We start from the raw sequence: 24788 nt of genomic DNA on the forward strand, positions 1-24788 counted from the left end.
GAGGCCAAACGTATGACAGCCATAACCTTTCGCCCTGCAGTACCTGAAGATGCCGCAGCGTGTATGACCCTGCGGGCATTGACCCGGGAAAACGCGTTCACAGAAGAAGACCTGCGCGCGCTAGGCATCACCGTCGATTCCTGGAGCAGCGGCATTCGCGATGGAAGCGGCCCAGGCTTCGTGGCCTGGACGTCGACAGGCGAGCACGACGAAGCGGGAGATGAGATCTTGCAGCTCAGGGTCGATAGACGCGCTCGGTAAAACGCAAAAGCCCGCAATCATGCGTAATGCTGTTCACTTGAGTTATCCATCGCCTGTATGGGGGCCGCTTTGCGGCCCATCGCGGCACAAGGCCGCTCCCACAATGTTCGCGCATGCCCTGTAAATAGGGTTATTACGCGGTCGGTGTGGGAGCGGCCTTGTGCCGCGAAGGGCCGCAGAGCGGCCCCGGCATTCTTAAGTGAACAGCATTACGCAATCATGCGGGCTTTTGGTAGCTTCCTGCTATCGGACGCCGGCCGCGGCCGGGCGCGAAATCATTCCCACTCGATAGTGGCCGGCGGCTTGCTCGACACGTCGTAAGTGACGCGCGAGATGCCTTCGATTTCGTTGATGATACGGCCGCTGACGGTCTCCAGCAGCTCGTACGGCAGGTGTGCCCAACGCGCGGTCATGAAGTCCACGGTCTCGACGGCACGCAGGGCCACGACCCAGGCGTAACGACGGCCGTCGCCAACGACGCCAACCGACTTGACCGGCTGGAACACCACGAAGGCCTGGCTGGTCTTGTGGTACCAGTCGGCTTTGCGCAGTTCTTCGATGAAGATATGGTCAGCGCGACGCAGAATGTCGGCGTATTCCTTCTTCACTTCACCAAGGATACGCACGCCCAGGCCCGGGCCTGGGAACGGGTGGCGGTAGACCATGTCGTACGGCAGGCCCAGCTCCAGGCCGATCTTGCGGACTTCGTCCTTGAACAGCTCGCGCAGCGGCTCGACCAGCTTGAGGTTCATTTCCTCTGGCAGGCCACCGACGTTGTGGTGCGACTTGATCACGTGGGCCTTGCCGCTCTTGGCGCCAGCCGACTCGATCACGTCTGGGTAGATGGTGCCCTGGGCCAGGAACTGGATGTTGTCCAGCTTGCTGGCTTCGGCATCGAAGATGTCGATGAAGGTGCGACCGATGATCTTGCGCTTCTTCTCAGGGTCCGCTTCGCCTTCCAGGTTGCCCAGGAATTGCGCCTCGGCGTCGGCACGGATCACCTTGACGCCCATGTTCTCTTTGAACATGGCCATCACTTGGTCGCCTTCGTGCAGGCGCAGCAGGCCGTTGTCGACGAAGACGCAGGTCAGCTGGTCACCGATGGCGCGGTGCAGCAGCGCGGCAACCACGGAGGAGTCCACGCCACCGGACAAGCCCAGCAGGACGTTGGCCGAACCAACTTGCTCACGCACTTGGGCGATGGCGTCTTCGACGATGTTGGACGGGGTCCACAGGGCTTCGCAGCCGCAGATGTCCTGGACGAAGCGCGAGAGAATGCGACCGCCCTGCTTGGTGTGGGTCACTTCTGGGTGGAACTGCACGCCGTAGTAGCCGCGCGCGTCGTCGAACATGCCGGCAATCGGGCAGCTCGGGGTGCTGGCCAGCACGTGGAAGTCGCCAGGCATCTGGGTGACCTTGTCACCGTGGCTCATCCACACGTCCAGGCCCAGCACGCCGTCGGCGTCTACGTGGTCTTCGATGCCGTCGAGCAGGCGGCTCTTGCCGACTACATCAACGCGGGCGTAGCCGAATTCGCGCAGGTCGGAACCGGTCACCTTGCCGCCCAGTTGCTCGGCCATGGTCTGCATGCCGTAGCAGATGCCCAGCAGCGGTACGTTCAGGTCGAATACGGCCTGCGGCGCGCGCGGGCTGTTGGCTTCGTGTACCGACTCGGGGCCGCCGGCGAGGATGATGCCGCGCGGGTTGAATTCGCGGATCGCTTCATCGTCCATGTCGAACGGATGCAGTTCGCAGTAGACACCGATCTCGCGCACGCGGCGGGCGATCAGCTGGGTGTACTGGGAACCGAAATCGAGGATCAGGATGCGGTGAGCGTGAATGTCGAGGGCCATGACTCAATCTCGTCAGTGGAAATCGGAAACGACGCGGGGCTGTCGTGACAGCCCCGCATGCTGATAGTGCTGGAAGCCTCAGCCTACGCGGTAGTTAGGGGCTTCTTTGGTGATCTGCACGTCATGCACGTGGGACTCGGCCATGCCGGCACCGGTGATGCGCACGAATTCCGGCTTGGTGCGCATCTCTTCGATGGTTGCGCTGCCGGTGTAGCCCATGGACGAACGCAGGCCGCCCATCAGCTGGTGGATGATGGCTGCCAAGGCACCCTTGTACGGTACGCGGCCTTCGATGCCTTCCGGTACCAGCTTCTCGGCGCCGGCCGAGGAGTCCTGGAAATAACGGTCGGACGAGCCCTGCGCCTGTGCCATGGCACCCAGCGAGCCCATGCCGCGGTAGGCCTTGTAGGAGCGGCCCTGGAACAGCTCGACTTCACCCGGGGCCTCTTCGGTACCGGCGAACATCGAACCCATCATCACGCAGGAAGCACCGGCAACGATGGCCTTGGACAGGTCACCGGAGAAGCGGATGCCACCGTCGGCGATCAGCGGGACGCCCGTGCCTTCCAGCGCAGCGGCGACGTTGGCGATGGCGCTGATTTGCGGCACGCCGACACCGGCGACGATGCGGGTGGTGCAGATCGAGCCTGGGCCGATACCGACCTTGACGGCGTCTGCGCCAGCTTCAGCCAGGGCCTTGGCCGCAGCGCCGGTGGCGATGTTGCCGCCGATCACCTGCACTTGCGGGTAGGTTTCCTTGACCCAGCGTACGCGGTCGATCACGCCTTTGGAGTGACCGTGGGCGGTGTCCACCACCACCACGTCAACGCCAGCAGCAACCAGGGCAGCAACGCGCTCGCCGGTGTCCTTGCCGGTACCGACGGCAGCGCCGACGCGCAGGCGACCTTGGTCGTCCTTGCTGGCCAGCGGGTAGGCCTTGGCTTTTTCGATGTCTTTGACGGTCATCATGCCCTTGAGGCTGAACTTGTCGTCGACGATCAGGACTTTTTCCAGGCGGTGCTTGTGCAGCAGCTCGCGGACTTCGTTCTTGTTGGCGCCTTCGCGCACGGTGACCAGACGCTCTTTGGGCGTCATCACATCGCGGACCTTGGCATCCAGACGGGTTTCGAAGCGCACGTCACGGGAGGTGACGATACCGACCAGGTCACCGTTCTCCAGCACCGGAACACCCGAAATGTTGTTCAGGCGGGTCAGGTCGAACAGGTCGCGCACGGTGGCGTCTGCTTCGATGGTGATCGGGTCCTTGACCACGCCAGCCTCGAACTTCTTGACCTTGCGCACTTCGCCGGCCTGCTGTTCGATGGTCATGTTCTTGTGGATGATGCCGATGCCGCCTTCCTGAGCCATGGCAATGGCCAGACGCGCTTCGGTCACGGTATCCATGGCGGCGGAAACCAGAGGGATGTTCAGCTCGATGCCACGAGTCAAACGGGTCTTGAGACTGACTTCATTGGGCAGTACCTCGGAATAGCCAGGTACAAGGAGGATATCGTCGAAAGTCAGGGCTTCTTGGCTGATACGCAGCATCGCGGGGGCTCCCGGGCGGGAAAAATGGAAGCGCGCCATTATACTCATCCACGGCGCGCCGCTCAATGCAAAATAAGGGCCTTCGGTCAGCGTTCTGGCAGTTTTACCTGCACGACCGCCACTGGCTGGTCGAGCCAGTCGGCGAAGCTGTCGAGAAAGGCCTGGGTGAACCCGGCCTCGCCCCAGTTGTTGAAGATGAACCCCAGGTTGGAAAAGGCACATGGCTGCAGGTAAAGAAAGCCATTGATGTCGTCTTCGAAGCCGCACAGCGGGCAGGTGAAGTTGTCACTGACCCCTGGCATCCACTCTTCCAGGCTCTCGAACAGCGGCTCGCCGACTTCACGGCGGCACTCCGGGCAGCCGGCTTCTTCGAGAAAACCGTCGGTCGGGGTATAGATGCAGCGCTTGAGCATGATCTCGAGGCCGCTGGCCTGCTCACCGAAGGGCAGTTTCTCGGGGTGCAGGGCTACCTTGCGCGCACCTTCGGCCAAGGCATGGCCCATGCGGTTTCCGGTGCGGCCACAGGTGGTGAGTTGCTCTTCGACGATTTTCTCGCGCACCAGCCAGCGTACGATCGCCCGGGCGCGGGCCTCGTTGGCCGGAACGGTGGAAAGCTTGGGGACGATGATGCTCTGGGTGTTCATTAAGGAAGCAAACCTGCGAACTGCGGTAATCCCGTAATTCTACCGCTCACAGGCTCAGGTAGCGACCGATCATGGCCAAGCCACTGGCCAGCACCAGCCACGTGACCAGGCGCACAAAGGCCTCGCGGGACAGTTTCAGCGTCAGCCGGCGCCCTACCCACAAGCCGACGAACATCACCGGCAACAGGCAGGCAGCGAGCAACAGCAGGCTGCTGTCGGCGTAGACCCCGGCAATCAGGAACAGCGACAGGCGCACCACCGTGCTGCAACTGATCAACGCACTTTGGGTAGCCCGCACCTGCTCTTTCGCCTCCAGGCGAGCACTGAGGTACAGCGCATAGAGAAAACCGCCGCTGCCGAACAATGCGCCGAACAAGCCCCCTACCGTGCCCATGGGTACCGCCCAGAAGCCGGACAAGGTCGCCGGACGCACCTTCACCGCCAGGTTGTAGAACGCATAGGCACTGACGAACAGGCCCATCAGCAACAGCAGTAGGTCGGACTTGAGACGTAGCAGGAACACCACCCCCAAGGTGCACCCTATCGCCATGAAGGGCAGCAGACGCAGCATCTCGCCGCGCACCACATCCCGGCGCGACGGCAGCAAGTTGCCGAAGGCCGCCACGAAGTCCAGCAGCACCAACAGCGGGATGATCCGGGACAGCGGCATGAAGTGGATCAGCACCGGCGCCGCGACCAGCGCAGTGCCGAAACCGGCAATGCCGAAAACGATGTAGGCCAGGCCGACACCGAGCAGGATGGGCAGCCAATCGAGGCCGGAAAAGGACAATGAGGTGAGCATGGCGTGTGTTCCTGAGAAGTCACGCAAAGGTTAGCCAGCCATGAGCCATGCCGACTAATATGCCTTTGCGCCATTACCCATCTCGAAAAGGCATGACATGACGTCGATCCGCCAGCTGCGTTACTTCGTGGAAATTGCCGAGAGCGGCAGTTTCAGCGCCGCCGCCGAGCGGCTCTACATCGCCCAGTCGGCGCTGAGCCGGCAGATCAAGGAGCTGGAGCAGCACCTGGGCACGCCATTGTTCGAACGCACTGCGCGCCTGCCACGCCTGACGCTCGCCGGGGACGCCTTTTTGCAGCGTGCCCGCCGCTTGCTGGCCGACCTGGCACAGGCCGAGCGCATCACCCGCGACATGGGCGACGGCTTGCAAGGCAGCCTGCGCCTGAACCACTCCAGCACCGTGCCGCTGACCGGGCCTCTGCTGGCTCGCTTGGGCGCGTACTTGCAAGGCAACCCTGGGATTGCACTGGAGATTGCGCAGCAGTCCTCGGAGGCGCAATTGGAGGATATCGCCGCTGGGCGGCTGGATATCGGCCTGTTGCGGCTGCCGGTGCTGCGCCAGCATGAAGGCGTGGTGCTGCATGAGCTGTTCAGCGAGCCTCTATTGCTGGCTGTCGCCGCTGGGCACCCCTTGGCTGAAGCGCCGGTCGTGCAACTGGAGCAGCTGCGTGGCGAGCGCTTCATTTCGATTCCTCACCGGGACCGCGGCGGGTTGAGCTATTTGTCGGCCTCGCTGTGCATGAATGCAGGGTTCTTTCCGCAGGCGGCCCAGGTGGTTTCACGCAAGACCACGCAGTTGCAGCTGATTCAGGCGGGGTTCGGGGTAGCGCTGTTGCCGGCATGCATGCGCGATATTGCGCCGGCATCGGTCAGGTTCGTGGCGCTGGGTGAGGTGTGTGAGAGTACGGTGGCACTGGCGTGTCGGCGGGATGCTGGGTTGATGGTGCGCCAGTTTTTGGCGGCGATGCAGGGGGCGTGATGGGGAGGTGATGGGGGCCTTGGTGCATGACGGGGGATTTTTAGCGCCTGGGAGATCGAGCGCCGCCCGCGCGGCGCATCGCGAGCAACGCTCGCTCCTACGTCTGTTTCGGGCCAGTAACGCCTGTGACAGGCGCGCGCGACCGCCTTGTTGGTCCGACGCGATATTGAGGCGGACGAGAAAGGGATCGCGCGCCCATGCCCCAGGAATAACCCCTCCCATCAGGCTAGACACAGCATACAAGGAGCAGCCTTGTGCTGCGAAGCACCGACCTGGCATATCTATCAGTGGTGGCTTATCCCAATACATCTGAAACTTATCCCATCTCAAATGGAGGTAAACACTCATGCGACAGTCTTCCACCCCCAACCGCCCCTACCCTGCCTATACCCCCTACGGGCACAACGGAGTAAATGGTCAGCAAGTAGCCTTACTTGGTTTCAACGCAGAGCACCTGAATCGCTTTCTGGGTTGCTATCTACTGGGCAATGGTTACCGCGCTTATAAGCCCTCCCTTATGCGCTTTCACTCACCCGATTGTTTGAGCCCATTCGGCAGAGGGGAACTTAATGCATATGGATATTGCATGGGGGACCCCATCAACCTTGCCGACCCTAGCGGCCATGCTTTCATCAAAGGTTCTTTGTCTGCCAACCTGAAGCGCACCCCCTCAGCAGACCGAATTCCCAGCATTGCCCCTAGCCTGGATGAACAGCAGTTAATTGATGTAAACGCGCAGTTGAATAGGCTCGAGCACGTACAGCAAGATCTCCACCAGCGACTGCAACCACGTCCAGCACCCAGCCCTGCAGAAGCAACCCCCTACGCTTCGATGGAAAGCCTGGCAAGTAGCCGAACCGGCTCTCTCGTCGATCTTCCTGCGGCGGCTCAAGTGACTGCGCTACCGAGTCCACTAGAACGCTCAACGAGCCAGGCCGAGCTCTCGGCGCTGGCAAACGACCTGAGAAGCCGTCTTCACGTAGCCCGGCGCAATTCGGTTTGAACCAATCGCTTGAAGCACGCCACCCGCAACTGCGATGATGCCCACCATGATCAGAGACCCTTTCGAACGACTCGGCCTGGACCGCGAGGTCCTCACCGTCAGCCAGCTCAACGGCCGCGCCCGGGTGCTGCTGGAAGACGTATTCCGCAGCGTCTGGGTGGAAGGCGAGATTTCCAACCTCGCCCGCCCGGCCTCCGGCCACATGTACTTCACCCTCAAGGACAGCGGCGCCCAGGTGCGCTGCGCGCTGTTCCGCCAGAACGCCACGCGGGTCCGCCAGGCCCTGCGTGATGGCCTCGCGGTGCGGGTGCGGGGCAAGGTCTCGCTGTTCGAGGGGCGTGGCGACTATCAGCTGATTCTCGACACCGTCGAACCGGCCGGGGATGGCGCCCTGCGCCTGGCATTCGAGGCCTTGAAAGAAAAACTCGGCGCCGAGGGCCTGTTCAGCGCCGAGCGCAAAAAGCCGCTGCCGGCCCACCCGCAGCGCATCGGCATCATCACCTCGCCCACCGGCGCGGTGATCCGCGACATCATCAGCGTATTCGGCCGCCGCGCCCCGCAGGTCGAACTGAACCTGATCCCGACGGCGGTACAGGGCCGCGAATCCATCGCCCAGATCGTGCGCGCCGTGCAACTGGCCGACAGCCTTGGTTTCGATGCACTCATCCTGGCCCGTGGCGGCGGCTCACTGGAAGACCTGTGGAGCTTCAACGAGGAAGCCGTGGCACGTGCCGTGGCCGCCTGTGTCACGCCCATCGTCAGCGCCGTCGGCCATGAGACCGACGTGTCGATCTGCGATTTCGTCGCCGACGTACGCGCCCCCACGCCATCGGCCGCCGCCGAATTGCTGGCCCCCGACAACAGCGGCTTGCAGCAACGCCTCGACGGGCTGCAACGGCGCCTGCTGCTGCGCATGCAAAACCGCCTGAGCCACGACCGCCTGCGCGTGGAATCGCTGGCCCGACGCCTGCGCCATCCGGGTGAGCGCCTGCGCCAGCAAGCCCAGCGCCTGGACGACCTGGACATGCGCCTGCGTCGCGCCTTCATGAACAACCTCAACCAGCGCCGCGAGCGCCTGGGGCGCCTCGACACGCGCCTGGCCGCGCAACACCCAGGTCGCACCCTGAAGCTGCTCAACCAGCGCCTGGACAGCCTCGCCGAACGCCTGCCCCGGGCCATGCGCGAGGTGCTCAAGGACCGTCGCCAGCGCTTCCAGGCACAACTGCAGACGCTGCAAGTGGTCAGTCCACTGGCCACACTCGCCCGCGGCTACAGCATCCTGCTCGATGAGCGTGGCCAGGCCATCCGCAGCGCCGAGCAAACCCACAACGGCCAGCGCCTGACCGCCCGCCTCAATGAAGGCGAACTGCAGGTGCGCGTCGAAGACAACCACCTGACGCCCGTCACCCTCTCACTACTGGACTGACCCATGCCCCGCCTGTTCGCGCCCCTGCTCGCCCTCTCCCTCATGCTGCTGGCCGCAGGCGCCCAGGCCAGCTACATCACCCGCACCCTGAACAAACCCGTGCCGGGTGGCGTGGCGGTGGTCGACCTCGGCCCGGCGGCAACGGCGCCGAGCGCACGCTTCGATGGCAAGCCGGTGCTGGTGGTCAAGGAGCAGGACAGCTGGCTGGCCATCGTCGGCATCCCGCTGACCCAGAAGCCCGGCACCGCCGTGCTGACCCAGGGCGGCCGCAGCCTGCCCTTCAGCGTCGGCAGCAAGAAGTACCCCGAGCAGCACATCACCTTGAAGAACACCCGCCAGGTCAATCCGAACCCGGACGACCTCAAGCGCATCGACCGTGAACTGGCCGAGCAGATCAAGGCGTATCGCAGTTTCAGCCCGGTACTGCCAAGCAACCTGGTCCTCGACAAACCCGTCAGCGGTCCGCTGTCGAGCAAGTTCGGCGTGCGTCGCTTCTTCAATGGTGAGGAGCGCAACCCGCATGCCGGGCTGGACTTCGCCGTACCGGCCGGCACGCCGATCAAGACCCCGGCCAACGGCAAGGTAATCCTGGTGGGGGATTACTTCTTCAATGGCCGTACCGTGTTCGTCGACCATGGCCAGGGCTTTATCAGCATGTTCTGCCACATGTCGAAGATCGATGTGCAGGTTGGCCAACAGCTGCGCCGAGGCGATGTGGTCGGGCGCGTGGGGTCGACCGGGCGGGCGACCGGGCCGCACATGCACTGGAATGTCAGCCTGAATGATGCTCGGGTCGATCCCGCTATCTTCATCGGCGCATTCCAGCCCTGAGATCGGCAGCGCCTGCTTCGCGGGTAAACCCGCTCCTACAGGGATCGCGAAACCCTGTGGGAGCGGGTTTACCCGCGAAGAGGCCGTCACAGTCGACATCACTTCCCCTCTGTTGCGCCATCGAAATATACCGCGCAACAATTCAAAGACCTGAATTAATTTTCAGCGATAAAATCTCGCCACTCAGCTTTTTTTAAGCATTCCTCTCAATTTTTTACGAACACTTGCCATCCCTCACCCCACTGGTTAGGGTTGAGGCATGAAAACCTTCAGCACCCTCATTCTGCTCCGACAACATCGCAGCCTCTGCCTGGTCAGTGCCCGACTACCAGGGTGAATCGCGTCACCTCGCCTTTTCATCTCGTTATTGCTCGGCAGGCCCGATCTCGGCCGCATACAAAAGGATTGCTTCCATGACCATGCTCAAAGACCCTTCGAAGAAATACCGCGCGTTCCCGACCATCGACCTGCCTGACCGCACCTGGCCGTCGAAAACCATCACTGCAGCGCCGATCTGGTGCAGCTCCGACCTGCGTGATGGCAACCAGTCGCTGATCGAGCCGATGGATTCGGAGAAGAAGCTGCGTTTCTGGAAGACCCTGGTGCAGGTTGGCGTGAAGGAAATCGAAGCCTCGTTCCCATCCGCTTCGCAAACCGATTTCGACTTCGTTCGCACCCTGATCGAAGACGGCCACATCCCGGACGACACCACCATCCAGGTGCTGACCCAGGCCCGTGAAGACCTCATCGCCCGTACGTTCGAATCGCTGCGCGGCGCCAAGAAGGCCATCGTCCACCTGTACAACGCCACCAGCCCGTCGTTCCGCCGCATTGTCTTCAACCAGGACAAGCAAGGCGTGAAAGACATCGCGGTGAACGCGGCCAAACTGTTCGTCAAGTACGCCGCCCAGCAGCCTGAAACCCAGTGGACCTTCCAGTACTCGCCTGAAACCTTCAGCGCCACCGAACTGGAGTTCGCCAAGGAAGTCTGCGACGCGGTCATCGAGGTGTGGAACCCGACCCCTGAGCACAAGCTGATCCTCAACCTGCCGGCCACCGTAGAAGTCGCCACGCCGAACATCTATGCCGACCAGATCGAGTGGTTCTGCCGCAATATCAGCCGCCGTGACAGCGTGATCATCAGCCTGCACTGCCACAACGACCGCGGCACCGGCATCGCCGCCACCGAATTGGGCCTGATGGCCGGCGCCGACCGCGCCGAAGGCTGCCTGTTCGGCAACGGCGAGCGTACCGGCAACGTCGACCTGGTGACCTTGGCACTGAACCTCTACACCCAAGGCATCGACCCGCAACTGGACTTCTCCGACATCGACGGCGTGCGCAAAGTCGTCGAAGAGTGCAACCAACTGCCGGTGCACCCACGTCACCCGTACGTGGGCGACCTGGTCCACACCGCGTTCTCCGGCTCGCACCAGGACGCCATTCGCAAGGGCTTCGCCAAGCAACAGGAAGGCGAGCTGTGGGAAGTGCCCTACCTGCCGATCGACCCGGCCGACATCGGCCGCAGCTACGAGGCGGTCATCCGCGTCAACAGCCAGTCGGGCAAAGGCGGCATCACCTACCTGCTCGAGCAGGAATACGGCATCAGCCTGCCGCGCCGCATGCAGATCGAATTCAGCCAAGTGGTACAGGGTGAAACCGACCGCCTCGGCCTGGAAATGACCGCCAAGCAGATCTACAGCCTGCTGCAGAAGGAATACCTCCAGGCCAACGCCCCGTATGCGCTGGTCAGCCACCGCCTGCAGGAAGAAAACGGCCACAGCGCCGTGGAAGTGGAAGTCGCCGGCGAAGGCGAAACCACCCTGCACTGGCGCGGCAAGGGCAATGGCGCCCTGGAAGCCCTGGTGGCCGGCCTGCCGATCGCCGTAGAAATCATGGACTACAACGAGCACGCCATTGGCGCTGGCACCAATGCCAAGGCGGCAGCGTACATCGAGCTGCGCGTGGCCGGTGGCCGTCCGGTACATGGCGTGGGTATCGATGAAAACATCACCACCGCCAGCTTCAAGGCACTGTTCAGCGCGCTGAACCGGTCGCTGAGCCAGCAAGAGGCTAAAGCGGCGTAAGCAGTAGTTTGATGGTCACAAGCCCGCATCCTTGATGCGGGCTTTTTTATTGCCTGTGCCGGCCTCTTCGCGGGGTAAGCCCGCTCCCACAGGAATGGTGGATCTACGGAGGTTTACTGTGGGAGCGGGCTTGCCCGCGAAGAGGCCATTACCATCAACACAAAACCTGCAGGCAAAAAAAGGGGCGCCGACCAAGCGCCCCATAAGCCGTAAAGCACACAACAAATTCAGTTAGCGTCCAACAATGCCATCGCCTCAGCACTGCACGCCTCGATCCGCGCCCAGTCACCGTTCTTGATCCAGCTGCTGTCGAGCATCCAGGTGCCACCCACGCACATCACATTGGGCAGCGCCATGTAGTTGCGGACATTGGCCGGGTTGACCCCGCCAGTCGGGCAGAAGCGAATGTCGCCAAACGGGCCGCCAAACGCCTTGATCGCGGCCACGCCACCGCTGATTTCCGCCGGGAACAGCTTGAACCGGCGATAGCCCAGGGCGTAGCCCATCATGATCTCGGACGGCGTACTGATACCCGGCAGCAGCGGGATATCGCTTTGCACACCGGCTTCGAGAATGTCCTGGGTGATGCCCGGGGTGACCACGAACTGCGCGCCAGCCGCTTCGACTGCCGCGAACATGCTGCGATCGAGCACAGTACCGGCACCAATGCACAGCTCTGGGCGCTGCTCGCGCAGCACCTGAATGGCCTTCAGGCCGTGCTGGGAACGCAGGGTCACCTCAAGGGTACGAATGCCGCCCGCAGCCAAGGCGTCGGCCAGCGGCAGGATGTCTTCCTCACGGGCGATGGTGATCACCGGCAGGATGCGCGCCTTGTCGCAGATCGCGTCGATCCGGGCGGCTTTGTCGGCCATCGAGAGCAGAGTCTGTGGGCGTTCAAGGGTGGTCATGACAGTGGATCCTTGGCTCATGGGCACCAGTAGATGTCCAGGGGGTCGTGAAGAAAGGCGCGTATCGGCATTTCGGTAAGGTCTTCGCCCGCCAGCGCGGCGCGCAGGGTAGCGAGTTTGCCCTGGCCTTGCACGGACAGCGCGGTAAACGCGGCACTGGCCAGCAAGGCGCGGGTCATCGACAGGCGCTGATGCGGCACGCTGGGCGCCAGCATCGGCAGGCAGCGACGGGAGCTGTTTGGGGCCAGGCCGTCGTCCAGGTTGGGGCTGTTCGGGAACAGCGAAGCAGTATGGCCGTCGTCGCCCATGCCCAGCACCAACACGTCGATGGCGGGCAGGTCTGCCAGCGCCTGGTCGGCGTTGGCGGCGGCGCGTTCAAGATTTTCAGCCTGCTGATACAGGCCCATGAAGCGTGCCTTGGCGGCCGCGCCCTTGAGCAAGTGGCGGGCCAGCAGGCCGGCATTGCTGTCGGCATGCTCCACCGGCACCCAGCGCTCATCCGCGAGGCTCACGGTGACCTTCGACCAGTCCAGCGCCTCGGCGGCCAAGCGCTCGAGAAACGGCACTGGGCTGCGCCCACCGGACAACACCACGCAGGCCTGGCCTTTGGCGGCAATTGCCGCCCGCAGGCGCTCGGCCACATCCCGGGCCAGCGTTGCGGCCAGGGTCTTGGCATCCGCCAGTTCGTGCGCCTTCACCGCCGCCGGCAGTTGCAGTTCAGATATCGCCATACCACGCCCTCCCATCTCGTGTGATCAGTGCAATCGAGCTCATCGGCCCCCAAGAGCCCGCCGCGTAAGGCTTGGGCGCATCACCTGCGCTTTGCCAGCCGGCGATCAACTGGTCGCACCATTTCCAGGCATATTCGATTTCATCCTTGCGCACGAACAGGTTCTGGTTGCCGCGCATCACCTCGAGCAACAGGCGTTCGTAGGCATCCGGAATCCGCGCGCTGCGCCAGGCATCGGAAAAATTCAGCTGCAACGGGCCGCTGCGCAGTTGCATGCCCTTGTCCAGGCCTTGCTCCTTGGTCATCACCCTTAAAGAAATACCTTCGTCCGGTTGCAGACGGATGATCAGCTTGTTACCCACCTGCAAACGTTGTTCCGGGGCGAAGATGTAGTGCGGTGTTTCCTTGAAGTGGATGACGATCTGCGACAGCTTCTGCGGCATGCGCTTGCCGGTGCGCAGGTAGAACGGCACGCCCGACCAACGCCAGTTGCGGATGTCGGCGCGCAGGGCAACGAACGTCTCGGTGTCGCTCTGCGCGTTGGCGTTGTCTTCTTCCAGATAACCGGGCACCGGTTTGCCGTCGCTGTAACCGGCAATGTACTGGCCACGCACCACACGGGTGCTCAGCCCTTCGCCGGTGATCGGTGCCAGGGCCTTGAGCACCTTGACCTTCTCGTCGCGAATGCTGTCGGCTGAAAGTTCGCTGGGCGGGTCCATGGCGATCAGGCACAACAACTGCAGCAGGTGGTTCTGGATCATGTCACGCAGCTGGCCGGCCTTGTCGAAATAGCCCCAGCGGCCTTCGATGCCGACCTTTTCGGCCACGGTGATCTCCACATGGGAGATCGAATTCTGGTTCCACTGGGTTTCGAACAGGCTGTTGGCAAAGCGCAGCGCGATCAGGTTCTGCACCGTCTCCTTGCCCAGGTAGTGGTCGATGCGGTACACCCGGTTCTCGGGGAAGAACCGTGCCACGGCATCGTTGACCCGGCGCGACGACTCCAGGTCGTGGCCGATCGGCTTTTCCAGCACCACCCGGGTACGGGAGGCCAGGCCGGCTCTGTCGAGGTTCTCGCAGATGGCACCATAAACGGCCGCCGCCGTGGCGAAATAGGCAATCAAGGGCAGCTCGCCCGGCGACTGCTCAGCCAGCGCCTGGTAGCCCTCGGGCTGGAGAAAATCCAGGTGCTGGTAGCTCAGCCGGCCGAGGAAGCGGCCCAGTGTCGCGGGCTCGAGGTCGGCGTCGGGGACATGCCGGCGCAAATGCGCTTCGATGGTGCTCAGGTGGTCCTGCGCACTGCCGCTCTCGCGGGCCAGCGCCAACAGACGCGTGTCCGGGTGCAGCAGGTCGGCGCGGTCGAGCTGGTAGAGCGCAGGAAACAGCTTGCGCAATGCCAGGTCGCCCAGGGCGCCAAACAGGGCAAAGGTGCAAGGTTCGACACTGATCGCAGCCATGATGTTGGTTCTTTCCTAAAGTTGGTCTAGGAATACCGCTTTCACATACGGTTTTCAAGGGGTAATGTAGTAAAACTAACAACATTACCGACGAGTATTACAGACAAGTGGTGCGCCGCACGCACCGACAGTACGATAGACGACCATGCAAAAGGCCTGCTGCTCCGTCAGCCGGCTGTCTTCCCGACCCAAGGACACACCCATGGACCGCGTGCGAAACCTCCTGGAACAGATCCAGGGACGCCTCGACGAGCTGAACAAGGCCGAACGCAAAGTCGCCGAAGTCATCCTGCTCAACCCACAACAAGCCACCCGGTTCAGCATTGCTGCGCTGGCCCAGGCGGCCAAGGTCAGCGAACCGACCGTCAACCGCTTCTGCCGTTCGTTCGGCGTCAGCGGCTACCCGGAGCTCAAGCTGCAACTGGCGCAGAGCCTGGCCAGTGGCGCTGCCTATGTCAGCCGCGCGGTCGAGGCCGACGATGACCCTGCCGCCTACACCCAGAAGATTTTCGGCAGCGCCATCGCCTCGCTCGACAGTGCCTGCCAGCAACTCGACCCGCAGCAGGTCAGCCGCGCCGTGGACATGATGATCCAGGCCCGGCAGATCCACTTCTTCGGCCTGGGTGCCTCGGCCCCCGTGGCGCTGGACGCCCAGCACAAGTTCTTCCGCTTCAACCTGGCGGTGTCGGCACACGCCGACGTGCTGATGCAACGCATGCTGGCCTCGGTGGCCCACACCGGCGACCTGTTCGTGATCATCTCCTACACCGGCCGCACCCGTGAGCTGGTCGAGGTGGCGCGCGTGGCCCGCGAAAACGGCGCCTCGGTACTGGGCCTGACCGCTGCCGGCTCGCCGCTGGCCCAGGCCTGCAGCCTGAGCCTGCACATTCCGTTGCCAGAAGACACCGACATCTACATGCCGATGACCTCGCGGATCATCCAGCTGACCGTGCTCGACGTGCTGGCCACCGGCATGACCCTGCGCCGCGGCGTGGACTTCCAGCCGCACCTGCGCAAGATCAAGGAAAGCCTCAACGCCAGCCGCTACCCGATCGAGGACGACGAGCTCAACTGAGCCGGTGCGCCTGCAAACGCAAGTGGGCACGCTGCCCCGGGGCCAGGCTGAGGCCCTCGCCACTGCCGCTGGCGGCTTCGACACAAACAAAGCCCAGGCACTCGCGCCCGCTCACGCCCATCAGCGGGCGATTGCCCGGGTGCCAGACCACGGTATCGTCGCTGTCACCGGTATCGATGCACAGCTCCCGCTGCCAGGCCGGGTCCTGTAGCTGCACCCGCGGGGTGCCCGGGTACACTTTCTGGCAGCCGCCCTTGAGCTTCAGCGCGCCATCTTCGCGGCAGGCCTGGCGGTTCAGGCGGTCGTAACCTTCGATATCCTCGAGCCCAGACAGCGCTATCTCGGACACGTCACTGATACGCCAGTACGCCAGCAGCGCATGGCTCAGCTGGCAGGGTTCGCTGTCCTGGTGCTCAGTGCTCAGGCTCAGCTCCATACGGCTGCCCAGCCGCGCATGCAGGTCGACTTGCCAGTCGCACAGGTCCAGGCGCCACTTCAGCGTCACACCCTCTTCATCCTCGCGGCTGTCCACCAGCTTCCAGTCGAGCAGGCGCGCCCAGCCATGGGCCGGCCACAAGTCTTCGCTGGGGTGGCGGCCATACCAGGGCCAACACACCGGCACACCGCCACGAATGGCCCCCACTTGCGGCCACTGTTCGGCGCACCACAGCCAAGGCCGTTCGCCGGCCGGTTGAAAGTGCAGCAATTGCGCGCCCTGCCGGCTGAATACCGCCTGGCAACGGGGGTGGTCGATGATCAGCACATCGCGCTGCTGGTAACGCTCCCACTCGAACGTCGGCCGGGGCCGTTGCGAGGAAAAGAAGCGATGTAGCGGATGTTCGGGCATGGTTCAGAGCTCTTGTTGTTTGAGATAGCGCTGTCTCGACCTATCCCCGACAACCACTGCAAGCCAGTGGATGCCGGGAGCCGAAAATGGATTGGCGTAAATTTACAACAAATGCCCTCAGAATGACGACTGAATCTTCAAGCCCGCGACCAGCGCGTTATCCACCTCATCCACCCCACCGGGGCTCTTGATGTACTGAAGGTTCGGGCGCACGGTCAGCCAGTTGGTGACGTGGAAGCCGTAATAGAGCTCGGCGTTGTACTCGGTGCGCTGCAGCGGCACGAAGCCTGGGTTGTCGTAGTCGGTGATGCCGCTCTGGCCATTGAGCAGCTCGGCGCGCTTCTTCACGTCGTCGTTGACGTGGATCCGCGCCACGCCAAAGCCGATGTCATCCTTGGGCCGAGCATCGAAGGCGCCCTTGTACACCAGGCCGACCTGCTGGTAGTTGTCGACCACGTTGGTGGCCTTGTCGTGCACGGTAAAGTTGGCGAACAGGCTGAGGCCACGTTTGACGTCACCGCCGTGGGCCGTGACCTGCTGCTGCGCCACCACCCACCAACCGTGCTTGCTCGAATGCGACTTGAAAGCCGCGCCCGTCAGGGCCTGCGGGTTGCCATTGACGTCGTCGTACACGTCGTCGGCCTTGGCCGTGCTGTAGTAGTAACCCAGGCGGTATTCACCCGGCAGGCCATTGACCTTGGGCGACCACACCGCCTCCACCGGCAGGATCGCACCCTTGGTGCCGCTGCCGCTGAGTTTGAAGCCGTTACCGGTTTCAAGGTTCGAGGGGTTTTGCTCGAAGGCGCCGACCTGGACGAAGAATTCCGGCGTGATGTTGTACTTGACCCGCAGCGCCCACTGGCTGACCGGCCAGTTGTACCAGATGCCACCCACCCAGTTGCCTACCTGCGAGCCGCAGAACGCCAGGTTCTGGAAGTCGCAGGGGAAGCTGTTGAAGTCCTCGCCTTCGCCGAAGCGGCCGAACTTGACGTCTAGCGCCCCGTCGAAGTACTTCTGCTTGACCCACATCTGCGTCAGCCGCCAGGTCTGGCCGCGCCCCCACACTTCCTGCACCGAGCTGAACTGCCCGGCACGCGGGTCGCTGATGCGGTCGTTGGACAGGTTGCGGCCGCTGCGCTCGGTGATCGCCAATTTGAATTCGGCATCGTGCCAACCCAGGATCTTCTGCAAGTCCAAGTGCGCGCCAAGGGCAAACTGGTCGCTGTAGCGCGCCGTCTTGTCGTCGTTGTAGCCGCCGTTGAGGTTACCGGCCACTTCGCCGACGTAGTCGAGGGTGAAGTCGTAGCCTTTTTCCAGCAGTTCGGTGCGGGTGCCGCCCCAGTCGCCGGTCATCCATTTTGACTCGCTGGAGAAAGCCTCGGCGGCCTGCGCCCCACTGCTGCCCACCACGGCAAGCAAGGCCAATGAGCCCAAGGTCTTGATGCGATTGCGCTGTTCCATCCCTTTGCGTCCTCTTTTTTCTTATTGATGGTGTAGACGATTCAACGGCTCTTGAAGTGAGTCACGTTGTCCTTCACTGAAGCGTTGGCGGTGCTCACGTCCAGGCGCTCACCGCTGGCGGCGTCGAACAGCAGCACCCGCGCCGGGTCGAATTGCAGGTTGAGGCTATCGCCAACCCGGCACGCCACATCCGGGGCCAGGCGGCAGCAGACCTTGGTCTGATTGAGGGTGACGAACACCAGCAGGTCAGGCCCGGTGGGCTCGGTCACCTGCACGTCGGCGCGAATGCCGGGCAGGCCGTTGCCCTCCCCCGTGCCCAGGGCGATCTGCTCGGGGCGGATGCCGAGGATGATCTCGCGTCCGTCCAATTCATCACTGACCAGGCCCAAGGGCAGCTCACAGCGCGCTTGGCCGCTGTCGAGCAGCGCCAGCAGGCGCCCCTCTTGCCGGGCCAGGCGAGCTGGGATGAAGTTCATCGGCGGCGAGCCGATGAAGCTGGCGACGAACTGGTTGGCCGGGTCGTTGTAGATCTGCTGCGGGGTGCCGAACTGCTGGATGATGCCGTCCTTCATTACCGCCACTTTGTCGCCCAGGGTCATGGCTTCGATCTGGTCGTGGGTGACATACACCGTGGTGGTCTTCAGGCGCTGGTGCATCAGTTTCATTTCGGTGCGCATCTCGACCCGCAGCTTGGCGTCGAGGTTGGAAAGCGGTTCGTCAAACAGGTAGATCTTCGGCCGCCGCGCCAGCGCCCGGCCCATGGCCACACGCTGCTGCTGGCCACCGGACAACTGCGCCGGCTTGCGCGCCAGCAGGTGCTCGATCTGCAGCAGCTTGGCGACCCGCGCCACCTCTTCGTCGATGGCGGCCTGAGGCATCTTGCGAATCTTCAGGCCAAACTCGATGTTCTCGCGCACGCTCATGGTCGGGTACAGCGCGTAGGACTGGAACACCATGGCGATGTCCCGGTCCTTGGGGCTCATGCCGCTGACGTCCTGGTCATCGATCAGGATCGCGCCGCCGCTGATGTGCTCGAGGCCGGCGATGCAGTTCATCAAGGTCGACTTGCCACAGCCCGAAGGGCCGACCAGGATCAGAAACTCGCCGTCCTTGATCGACAGCTGGATGTCCTTGAGGGTGTCCGGCAGGCCGCTGCCGTAGGTCTTGTTCACATTGCGAAGTTCTAGCGTTGCCATGACTTACCCCTTGACGGCGCCGGCGGTGAGGCCGCGGACGAAATACTTGCCTGCCACCACGTAGACCAGCAGGGTTGGCAGGCCGGCGATCATCGCCGCCGCCATGTCGACGTTGTATTCCTTGGCCCCGGTGCTGGTGTTGACCAGGTTGTTGAGGGCCACGGTGATCGGTTGCGAGTCGCCGCTGGAGAACACCACGCCGAACAGGAAGTCGTTCCAGATCTGGGTGAACTGCCAGATCAGGCAGACCATGATGATCGGTGTCGACATCGGCAGGATGATGCGGCGGAAAATGGTGAAGAACCCGGCACCGTCCAGGCGCGCGGCCTTGACCAGCGCATCGGGGATGCTCACGTAGAAGTTGCGGAAAAACAGCGTGGTGAAGGCCAGGCCGTAGACCACGTGCACCAGCACCAGGCCACCGGTGGTGCTGGCCAGGCCGAGCTTGCCGAGGGTGAACGAGGCTGGCAGCAGCACGGTCTGGAACGGCAGGAAGCAGCCGAACAACAGCAAACCGAAGAACAGCTGCGAACCGCGGAAGCGCCACATCGACAACACATAGCCATTCAGCGCGCCAATGGCCGTGGAGATCAGCACCGCCGGTACGGTGATCAAGATCGAGTTCCAGAAGTAACCATTGACGGTACCCCAGGCCTTGACCCAGCCAATGCCGCTGACCACCGTCGGCCAGCTCAGCAGGTTGCCGGTGCTGATGTCTTCCGGGGTTTTGAAGCTGGTCAGCAGCATCACCACCAGCGGTACCAGGTACAGCACGACGGCAAGCAGCAGTACCGCGTGGATGGCCAGGCGGCCGAGGCTCAGCGCCGGTTTGTCGGCAGGGCTATACATGGCGTTTGCTCCGCAGCTCCGAGTACAGGTAAGGCACGAGGATCGCCAGGATCGCCCCGAGCATGAGGATGGCGCTGGCCGAGCCCATGCCCATCTGGCCGCGGCTGAAGGTGAATGAATACATGAACATCGCCGGCAGGTCGGAGGAGTACCCCGGGCCACCAGCGGTCATCGCCGCCACCAGGTCGAAGCTCTTGATGGCGATGTGCGAGAGGATCATCAGCGCACTGAAAAACACCGGGCGCAGGCTTGGCAGCACCACGGTCCAGTAGATGCGCGGCAGGCTGGCGCCGTCCATTTGGGCGGCGCGGATGATCGACTGATCGACGCCACGCAGGCCGGCCAGGAACATCGCCATGATGAAGCCCGAGGCCTGCCATACCGCGGCGATCACCAGGCAGTACACCACCCGGTCAGGGTCGATCAGCCAGTCCAGGCGAAAACCTTCCCAGCCCCAGTCGCGCAGCAGTTTGTCCAGGCCCATGCCGGGGTTGAGCAGCCACTTCCAGGCGGTGCCGGTGACAATCATCGACAGGGCCATGGGGTACAGGTAGATAGTGCGGATGAAGCCTTCGCGGCGGATGCGCTGGTCCAGCAGCACCGCCAGCAACACGCCGATGGCCAGGCTGATGGCGATGAACAGGCCGCCGAACAGCAGCAGGTTCTTGCTCGCCACCCACCAGCGGTCGTTGTCGAACAGCCGCGCGTACTGCGCCAAACCCGCCCACTTGTAGGTGGGCAAGAACGTCGAGGTGGTGAACGACAGCACGAAGGTCCACAGGATGTAGCCGTAGAAGCCGACCAGGACGATGAACATGCTCGGTGCCAGTACCAGTTTGGGTAGCCAGCGCTGGAGAGCGTCCAGGGGTGAGGCCCGCAATTGCGCGGTGGTTGTGGTCATGGTTGATCCCCATTTGGATAACGACGCGTACCCCTGTAGGAGCAGCCTTGTGCTGCGAAGAGGCCGGTGAAGTCACTGCAGTCTTCAGCGCTGGCACTGGCCTCTTAGCAGCTCAAGGCTGCTCCTACAGATGAATTACTGGGCGGCCTTGATCGCCGCTGCCAGCTTCTTCGCTGCGTCGGCCGGATCGGCCTTGGGGTCGTTGATGTAGTTGGTCACCACATCGAAGAAGGCGCCCTGCACGGCCAGCGTGGTGGCCATGTTGTGCGCCATGCTCGGCTGCAGGCCGCCGGTCTTGGCGTCAGCCAGGAAGTCCTTGGCCGAGGTCTGGGCGCAGGCGTCGAAGCCGTACGCGCCCATGTCGGCGAGCATGTCGTTACGCACCGGGATCGAGCCTTTGTTGGTGCTGAACACCTTCTGGAAGTCCGTACCCAGCACCTTCCTGGCGATGTCCTGCTGGCCGGCAGCCGTGCCGGGGTCCTTCTGCTTGAACACCACCAGCGAGTCGATGTTGTACAGGAAGCCATTGCTCGTGCCGGGGAACGGCACGCACTGGTAGTCTTTGCCCGCGACCTTGTTGGCCAAGGTCCACTCGCTCTTGGCCCAGTCACCCATGATCTGCATGCCGGCCTTGCCGTTGATGACCTTGTTCGCCTCCAGGTTCCAGTCCTGCCCTTTGCCGTCAGGGTCCATGTAGGTGGCGATCTTCTTCAGCTCGGTCAACGCCTTGATCATGTCCGGGCCGGTCAGTGTGGCGTTGTCCAAGTCGACCATGGCCTTCTTGTAGCCTTCCACGCCCATCACCGAGAGCGCCACGCTTTCGAAGACAGTGCTGTCCTGCCACGGCTGGCCACCGTGGGCGAGCGGGATGAAGCCGGCCGCCTTGAGCTTGTCGGCGGCGGCGTAGAATTCGTCGAGGGTCGCGGGCGCTTTTTCGATGCCGGCCTTTTTGAAGACCTCGGGGTTGATCCACAGCCAGTTGGTGCGGTGGATGTTGACCGGCACCGCGACGTAGTCACCGTCGTACTTGACGACGTTAGCGACTTTCTGGTCGAGCAGGCTGTCCCATTTTTCGTCCTTGGCCACGTCCTTCAGCACGGCGCTGTCGAGCAAGCCGGTCGCGGCCCAATCCTGGATATCGGGGCCTTTGATCTGCGCGACACCTGGCGGGTTGCCGGCCACCGCGCGGCTTTTCAGCACGGTCATGGCCGTGGCACCGCCACCGCCGGCAACTGCACCGTCCCTCCAGGTAAAACCATCTTTCTCGACTTGCGCCTTGAGCACATCGACAGCGGCCTTTTCACCACCGGAGGTCCACCAGTGCACGACCTCGACATTGCCTTTGGCATCGGCAGCGAGGGCGCTGAGCGGGAACAGAGAAGCGAGGGAAATCGCGGCAGCGAGACGGAGCGTGGAATTCATCGAAGCACCTTTCTTGTTGTTATGCCGTGCAAGTCGGTCGCTTGCGTTGCATGCAGTCTAAGCGGCGTGGCCGATGCGCCAGGTAACGAAGCGATGCGCGAATGTCATCGTTTGGTGACATTCGCGGGGATACCCGCACACGCTCACTCCAGCCCTCGCGGCAGATACAACGTGACCCGCAAACCACCCTCGCGCAGGTTGAGCAAGCTCACTTCACCGCCATGGCTATGGGCGATGTTGCGCGCAATCCCCAAGCCCAACCCGTACCCCTGCTGCTGCCCGGCCAGCCTGAAGTGCGGCTCGAACACCTGCTCCATCTGCTGCTGCGGCACCCCCGGCCCGTGGTCATCGACCTGCAGGACAAAGCCCTCGGCGCTGTCGATAACCCGCAGCCGCGCGCGCTCGCCGTACTTGATGGCGTTGTCGATCAGGTTGCCGATGCAGCGGCGCAACGCCAGCGGCTTGCCCGGGTAGGGCGCCAGCGCTTGGCCCTCCACCGTGATGCGGCCATCGCCAAGGTAAGGCTCGGCCAGGATGTCCAGCACCTGGTTAAGGTCGACCGGCTCGATGTTCTCGTGGATATCGGTGTCTTTCACACACTGCAACGCGCCTTTGACCAACAGCTCCAGCTCATCCAGGTCTTGGCTGAACTTGGCCTGCAGGCGCTCGTCTTCCAGCAGTTCGACGCGCAGGCGCAAGCGCGTGATGGGCGTGCGCAGGTCATGGGAAATAGCGCTGAACAGCTGGCTGCGTTCGGTCAGGTAGCGGCTGATACGCTCGCGCATGCTGTTGAAGGCCCGGCCGACTTCAACCACCTCGCTGCCCCCGCCTTCGGCCACGGGGGCCACATCGGCGCCCAGCGACAACTCCCGCGCAGCGCGCGCCAGGCGCTTGAGTGGCCAGCTTTGCCAGTGCACCAACAGGCCGATGAACAGCAACAGCAAGGCGGTGGTGAGCACGATGAAACCGATCTGCTGGCGGGGCAGGCGCTCGGCCTCAAGGCCGGTGTAGGGCTCAGGCAGCAGCGAGGCGATGTACAGCCACTCACCCTCGCCCAGGCGGATCTGTGTCACCAGTACGGGTGGGTTGAGCGGCTCTAGGGTCAACGAATAATGCGCCCAGGAACGTGGCAGTTCATCGAGTTTCAGGCCACTGTTGAAAATGCGCAGGTCATCAGGGGCGACGAACGCCACGCTGACTTCCATCTGCGGCCCCAAGCGTTCGTGCAGCACCTGCTGGAACACCTCGATCACCGCCTGCTTGCGTGGGGTGACGGGCAGCACCGGCATGTCCAGCGGCTTGTCGTTGAGCGACACGAAAAAGCGCGTGCCACCCATGCTGCGCAGCTGGTCGAGCACCATCGGCCGGTAGGCCACGGGCAGCGAGCGGAAGTAGCTGACGCTGGCACTCATCGAATGGGCCAGGCTGCTGGCACTGGCGCGCAGGCCTTGTAACTGGCTGGCACGCAATTGAGCGACCCAGATGACGCTGGACAAGCCTTGGGCCAGCAGCACCACCAGCAAGGTCAGCAGCAGCATGCGCCCCAGCAGCGAGCGAGGCAGCAGGCGCCAGCGCCGCTCAGGAAGCGCAGCAGACATGGGCAGCCAGCAGGTAGCCACTGCCACGCACGGTGCGGATCAGCCGTGGTGGTTTTTCGGTGTCGCGCAGACGCTGGCGCAGGCGGCTGACCGCCATGTCGACGATACGGTCCAGCGGCATCGGTTCACGCCCCCGGGTGGCATTGCCAATGGTGTCGCGGTCGAGGATTTGCTGGGGGTGATCGAGAAACAGTTTCAGCAGGGCGAAATCGGCACCCGACAGGATCACCTCTTCGCCATCGCGGTGAAACAGGCGGTGGCTGACCGTGTCCAGGCGCCAGTCATCGAAGGCCAGCACGGCGCTGCTCGGCGCCGCCTGGCCGAACTCGGCGCGGCGCAATAAGGCCTTGATCCGCGCCTGCAGTTCACGCGGGCTGAACGGTTTGCCGAGGTAGTCGTCGGCGCCCAGCTCCAGGCCGATGACCCGGTCGGCTTCGTCAGAGCTGGCGGTGAGCATGATGATCGGCACCCGCGCTTGACGCGGGTGTTGACGCACCCAGCGGCACAGGCTGAAGCCATCTTCATCGAGCAGCATCACATCGAGAATGACCAGGTCGCAGGCCGTGCTTTCCAGGGCCTGACGAAAGCCCCGCCCGTCGGCCTCGGCGTGTACCAGGAAGCCGGAGCGGCTCAGGTAGGTTTGCAGCAGTTCGCGGATTTCCTGGTCGTCGTCGACCATCAGGATCGATTTTCCGGCAGTGCTCAAGATGGTCCGTCCTCTTGTTGTGTGCAGGTCTTTTTGCCTGCTGTCGGGTATTGCCATTGGGGCTGCTTTGCAGCCCTTCGCAGCACAAGGCTGCTCCTACAGGAACCACGCCATCAATGATCCAGCGCCATCCTGTACGAAGGGCAGCAAAGCGCCCCATCAATGATCCAGCGCCATCCTGTAGGAGCAGCCTTGTGCTGCGAA

The 24788-nt window shown here is 63.1% G+C and carries 22 protein-coding genes; 7 read left to right on the forward strand and 15 right to left on the reverse strand.

Annotated features, from left to right (window positions below; translation table 11 throughout):
• Positions 1-12 precede the first annotated feature (12 nt).
• Positions 13-261, forward strand: a complete 249-nt coding sequence (locus QOS90_RS11745; RefSeq protein WP_081717537.1) for a hypothetical protein — start codon at positions 13-15, stop codon at positions 259-261.
• 275 nt (positions 262-536) lie between these two features.
• Here the strand turns inward: QOS90_RS11745 and guaA are convergent, their stop codons facing one another.
• From guaA to QOS90_RS11765, 4 genes are all read right to left on the reverse strand, one after another.
• Entirely contained in the window at positions 537-2114 is a 1578-nt protein-coding gene (gene guaA / locus QOS90_RS11750) for a glutamine-hydrolyzing GMP synthase (RefSeq protein ID WP_027595681.1), read from the reverse strand.
• A 78-nt stretch (positions 2115-2192) separates the two neighbouring features.
• Complete coding sequence (gene guaB, locus QOS90_RS11755) at positions 2193-3662, reverse strand: IMP dehydrogenase (RefSeq protein WP_027595680.1); 1470 nt, start codon at positions 3660-3662, stop codon at positions 2193-2195.
• Positions 3663-3748: 86 nt separating this feature from the next.
• Positions 3749-4306: a hypothetical protein gene (locus tag QOS90_RS11760; protein ID WP_027595679.1), complete on the reverse strand. Its 558-nt coding sequence runs from the start codon at positions 4304-4306 to the stop codon at positions 3749-3751.
• Positions 4307-4352: 46 nt separating this feature from the next.
• On the reverse strand, positions 4353-5108 hold the full coding sequence (locus tag QOS90_RS11765; RefSeq protein WP_027595678.1) for a sulfite exporter TauE/SafE family protein: 756 nt from the start codon (positions 5106-5108) through the stop codon (positions 4353-4355).
• Between the two features lie 97 nt (positions 5109-5205).
• Here QOS90_RS11765 and QOS90_RS11770 point away from each other — a divergent pair, with 97 nt between their 5' ends.
• The 5 genes from QOS90_RS11770 to leuA all read left to right on the forward strand — a co-directional run bounded on the left by QOS90_RS11770 (position 5206) and on the right by leuA (position 11434).
• Positions 5206-6087: a LysR family transcriptional regulator gene (locus tag QOS90_RS11770; protein ID WP_027595677.1), complete on the forward strand. Its 882-nt coding sequence runs from the start codon at positions 5206-5208 to the stop codon at positions 6085-6087.
• A 346-nt stretch (positions 6088-6433) separates the two neighbouring features.
• Entirely contained in the window at positions 6434-7090 is a 657-nt protein-coding gene (locus QOS90_RS27600) for an RHS repeat-associated core domain-containing protein (protein ID WP_085272694.1), read from the forward strand.
• A gap of 46 nt (positions 7091-7136) precedes the next feature.
• A complete protein-coding gene (gene xseA / locus QOS90_RS11780) occupies positions 7137-8516 on the forward strand; it encodes an exodeoxyribonuclease VII large subunit (RefSeq protein WP_033694301.1) in 1380 nt (459 codons plus the stop codon).
• Between the two features lie 3 nt (positions 8517-8519).
• Positions 8520-9347 carry a M23 family metallopeptidase gene (locus tag QOS90_RS11785; RefSeq protein WP_085272693.1) on the forward strand — a complete coding sequence of 276 codons (828 nt, stop codon included), beginning with the start codon at positions 8520-8522 and terminating at the stop codon, positions 9345-9347.
• A gap of 413 nt (positions 9348-9760) precedes the next feature.
• A complete protein-coding gene (gene leuA / locus QOS90_RS11790) occupies positions 9761-11434 on the forward strand; it encodes a 2-isopropylmalate synthase (RefSeq protein WP_085272692.1) in 1674 nt (557 codons plus the stop codon).
• A 227-nt stretch (positions 11435-11661) separates the two neighbouring features.
• On the opposite strand, the gene QOS90_RS11795 is transcribed toward leuA, so the two are convergent.
• The 3 genes from QOS90_RS11795 to zwf are packed head-to-tail and all read right to left on the reverse strand — an operon-like array spanning position 11662 to position 14529.
• Positions 11662-12342 (reverse strand): bifunctional 4-hydroxy-2-oxoglutarate aldolase/2-dehydro-3-deoxy-phosphogluconate aldolase, encoded by a 681-nt coding sequence (locus QOS90_RS11795; protein ID WP_027595673.1) that lies wholly within the window; start codon positions 12340-12342, stop codon positions 11662-11664.
• Positions 12343-12359: 17 nt separating this feature from the next.
• Positions 12360-13073, reverse strand: coding sequence for a 6-phosphogluconolactonase (gene pgl / locus QOS90_RS11800; RefSeq protein ID WP_085272691.1), 714 nt, complete (start codon positions 13071-13073; stop codon positions 12360-12362).
• Positions 13060-14529, reverse strand: coding sequence for a glucose-6-phosphate dehydrogenase (zwf, locus tag QOS90_RS11805; protein ID WP_085272690.1), 1470 nt, complete (start codon positions 14527-14529; stop codon positions 13060-13062). Before zwf ends, pgl begins: the two co-directional genes overlap by 14 nt.
• Positions 14530-14740: 211 nt before the next feature.
• Between zwf and hexR the strand changes: the two genes are divergently transcribed.
• A complete protein-coding gene (gene hexR, locus QOS90_RS11810) occupies positions 14741-15604 on the forward strand; it encodes a DNA-binding transcriptional regulator HexR (protein ID WP_172960401.1) in 864 nt (287 codons plus the stop codon).
• Here the strand turns inward: hexR and QOS90_RS11815 are convergent.
• From QOS90_RS11815 to gltR, 8 genes are all read right to left on the reverse strand, one after another.
• Positions 15597-16451: a D-hexose-6-phosphate mutarotase gene (locus QOS90_RS11815; RefSeq protein WP_027595669.1), complete on the reverse strand. Its 855-nt coding sequence runs from the start codon at positions 16449-16451 to the stop codon at positions 15597-15599. The genes hexR and QOS90_RS11815 overlap by 8 nt on opposite strands.
• Before the next feature lie 117 nt (positions 16452-16568).
• The gene (locus tag QOS90_RS11820; protein WP_085272689.1) at positions 16569-17912 is read right to left on the reverse strand and encodes a carbohydrate porin; all 1344 of its coding nucleotides are present in this window, start codon (positions 17910-17912) and stop codon (positions 16569-16571) included.
• A 41-nt stretch (positions 17913-17953) separates the two neighbouring features.
• The gene (locus tag QOS90_RS11825) at positions 17954-19108 is read right to left on the reverse strand and encodes an ABC transporter ATP-binding protein (RefSeq protein WP_085272688.1); all 1155 of its coding nucleotides are present in this window, start codon (positions 19106-19108) and stop codon (positions 17954-17956) included.
• Between the two features lie 3 nt (positions 19109-19111).
• On the reverse strand, positions 19112-19957 hold the full coding sequence (locus QOS90_RS11830) for a carbohydrate ABC transporter permease (RefSeq protein ID WP_085272687.1): 846 nt from the start codon (positions 19955-19957) through the stop codon (positions 19112-19114).
• Positions 19950-20858: a carbohydrate ABC transporter permease gene (locus QOS90_RS11835; protein ID WP_085272686.1), complete on the reverse strand. Its 909-nt coding sequence runs from the start codon at positions 20856-20858 to the stop codon at positions 19950-19952. Before QOS90_RS11835 ends, QOS90_RS11830 begins: the two co-directional genes overlap by 8 nt.
• Before the next feature lie 135 nt (positions 20859-20993).
• Entirely contained in the window at positions 20994-22280 is a 1287-nt protein-coding gene (locus QOS90_RS11840; protein WP_085272685.1) for an ABC transporter substrate-binding protein, read from the reverse strand.
• A gap of 143 nt (positions 22281-22423) precedes the next feature.
• Positions 22424-23878 carry an ATP-binding protein gene (locus tag QOS90_RS11845; RefSeq protein ID WP_027595663.1) on the reverse strand — a complete coding sequence of 485 codons (1455 nt, stop codon included), beginning with the start codon at positions 23876-23878 and terminating at the stop codon, positions 22424-22426.
• Entirely contained in the window at positions 23859-24584 is a 726-nt protein-coding gene (gene gltR, locus QOS90_RS11850; RefSeq protein ID WP_085272684.1) for a two-component system response regulator GltR, read from the reverse strand. The genes QOS90_RS11845 and gltR overlap by 20 nt, the downstream gene beginning before the upstream one ends.
• Positions 24585-24788 lie beyond the last annotated feature (204 nt).

The organism is Pseudomonas sp. LAIL14HWK12:I10 (assembly GCF_900184205.1).
In the GTDB taxonomy this organism is placed as follows: domain Bacteria; phylum Pseudomonadota; class Gammaproteobacteria; order Pseudomonadales; family Pseudomonadaceae; genus Aquipseudomonas; species Aquipseudomonas kermanshahensis.

What these genes read in the sequence shown, in the direction of transcription:
- QOS90_RS11745 (WP_081717537.1), top strand. Translation starts at nt 13, where the DNA reads ATGACAGCCATAACCTTTCGCCCTGCAGTACCTGAAGATGCCGCAGCG.
- guaA (WP_027595681.1), bottom strand. Translation starts at nt 2,114, where the DNA reads ATGGCCCTCGACATTCACGCTCACCGCATCCTGATCCTCGATTTCGGT.
- guaB (WP_027595680.1), bottom strand. Translation starts at nt 3,662, where the DNA reads ATGCTGCGTATCAGCCAAGAAGCCCTGACTTTCGACGATATCCTCCTT.
- QOS90_RS11760 (WP_027595679.1), bottom strand. Translation starts at nt 4,306, where the DNA reads ATGAACACCCAGAGCATCATCGTCCCCAAGCTTTCCACCGTTCCGGCC.
- QOS90_RS11765 (WP_027595678.1), bottom strand. Translation starts at nt 5,108, where the DNA reads ATGCTCACCTCATTGTCCTTTTCCGGCCTCGATTGGCTGCCCATCCTG.
- QOS90_RS11770 (WP_027595677.1), top strand. Translation starts at nt 5,206, where the DNA reads ATGACGTCGATCCGCCAGCTGCGTTACTTCGTGGAAATTGCCGAGAGC.
- QOS90_RS27600 (WP_085272694.1), top strand. Translation starts at nt 6,434, where the DNA reads ATGCGACAGTCTTCCACCCCCAACCGCCCCTACCCTGCCTATACCCCC.
- xseA (WP_033694301.1), top strand. Translation starts at nt 7,137, where the DNA reads ATGATCAGAGACCCTTTCGAACGACTCGGCCTGGACCGCGAGGTCCTC.
- QOS90_RS11785 (WP_085272693.1), top strand. Translation starts at nt 8,520, where the DNA reads ATGCCCCGCCTGTTCGCGCCCCTGCTCGCCCTCTCCCTCATGCTGCTG.
- leuA (WP_085272692.1), top strand. Translation starts at nt 9,761, where the DNA reads ATGACCATGCTCAAAGACCCTTCGAAGAAATACCGCGCGTTCCCGACC.
- QOS90_RS11795 (WP_027595673.1), bottom strand. Translation starts at nt 12,342, where the DNA reads ATGACCACCCTTGAACGCCCACAGACTCTGCTCTCGATGGCCGACAAA.
- pgl (WP_085272691.1), bottom strand. Translation starts at nt 13,073, where the DNA reads ATGGCGATATCTGAACTGCAACTGCCGGCGGCGGTGAAGGCGCACGAA.
- zwf (WP_085272690.1), bottom strand. Translation starts at nt 14,529, where the DNA reads ATGGCTGCGATCAGTGTCGAACCTTGCACCTTTGCCCTGTTTGGCGCC.
- QOS90_RS11815 (WP_027595669.1), bottom strand. Translation starts at nt 16,451, where the DNA reads ATGCCCGAACATCCGCTACATCGCTTCTTTTCCTCGCAACGGCCCCGG.
- QOS90_RS11820 (WP_085272689.1), bottom strand. Translation starts at nt 17,912, where the DNA reads ATGGAACAGCGCAATCGCATCAAGACCTTGGGCTCATTGGCCTTGCTT.
- QOS90_RS11825 (WP_085272688.1), bottom strand. Translation starts at nt 19,108, where the DNA reads ATGGCAACGCTAGAACTTCGCAATGTGAACAAGACCTACGGCAGCGGC.
- QOS90_RS11830 (WP_085272687.1), bottom strand. Translation starts at nt 19,957, where the DNA reads ATGTATAGCCCTGCCGACAAACCGGCGCTGAGCCTCGGCCGCCTGGCC.
- QOS90_RS11835 (WP_085272686.1), bottom strand. Translation starts at nt 20,858, where the DNA reads ATGACCACAACCACCGCGCAATTGCGGGCCTCACCCCTGGACGCTCTC.
- QOS90_RS11840 (WP_085272685.1), bottom strand. Translation starts at nt 22,280, where the DNA reads ATGAATTCCACGCTCCGTCTCGCTGCCGCGATTTCCCTCGCTTCTCTG.
- QOS90_RS11845 (WP_027595663.1), bottom strand. Translation starts at nt 23,878, where the DNA reads ATGTCTGCTGCGCTTCCTGAGCGGCGCTGGCGCCTGCTGCCTCGCTCG.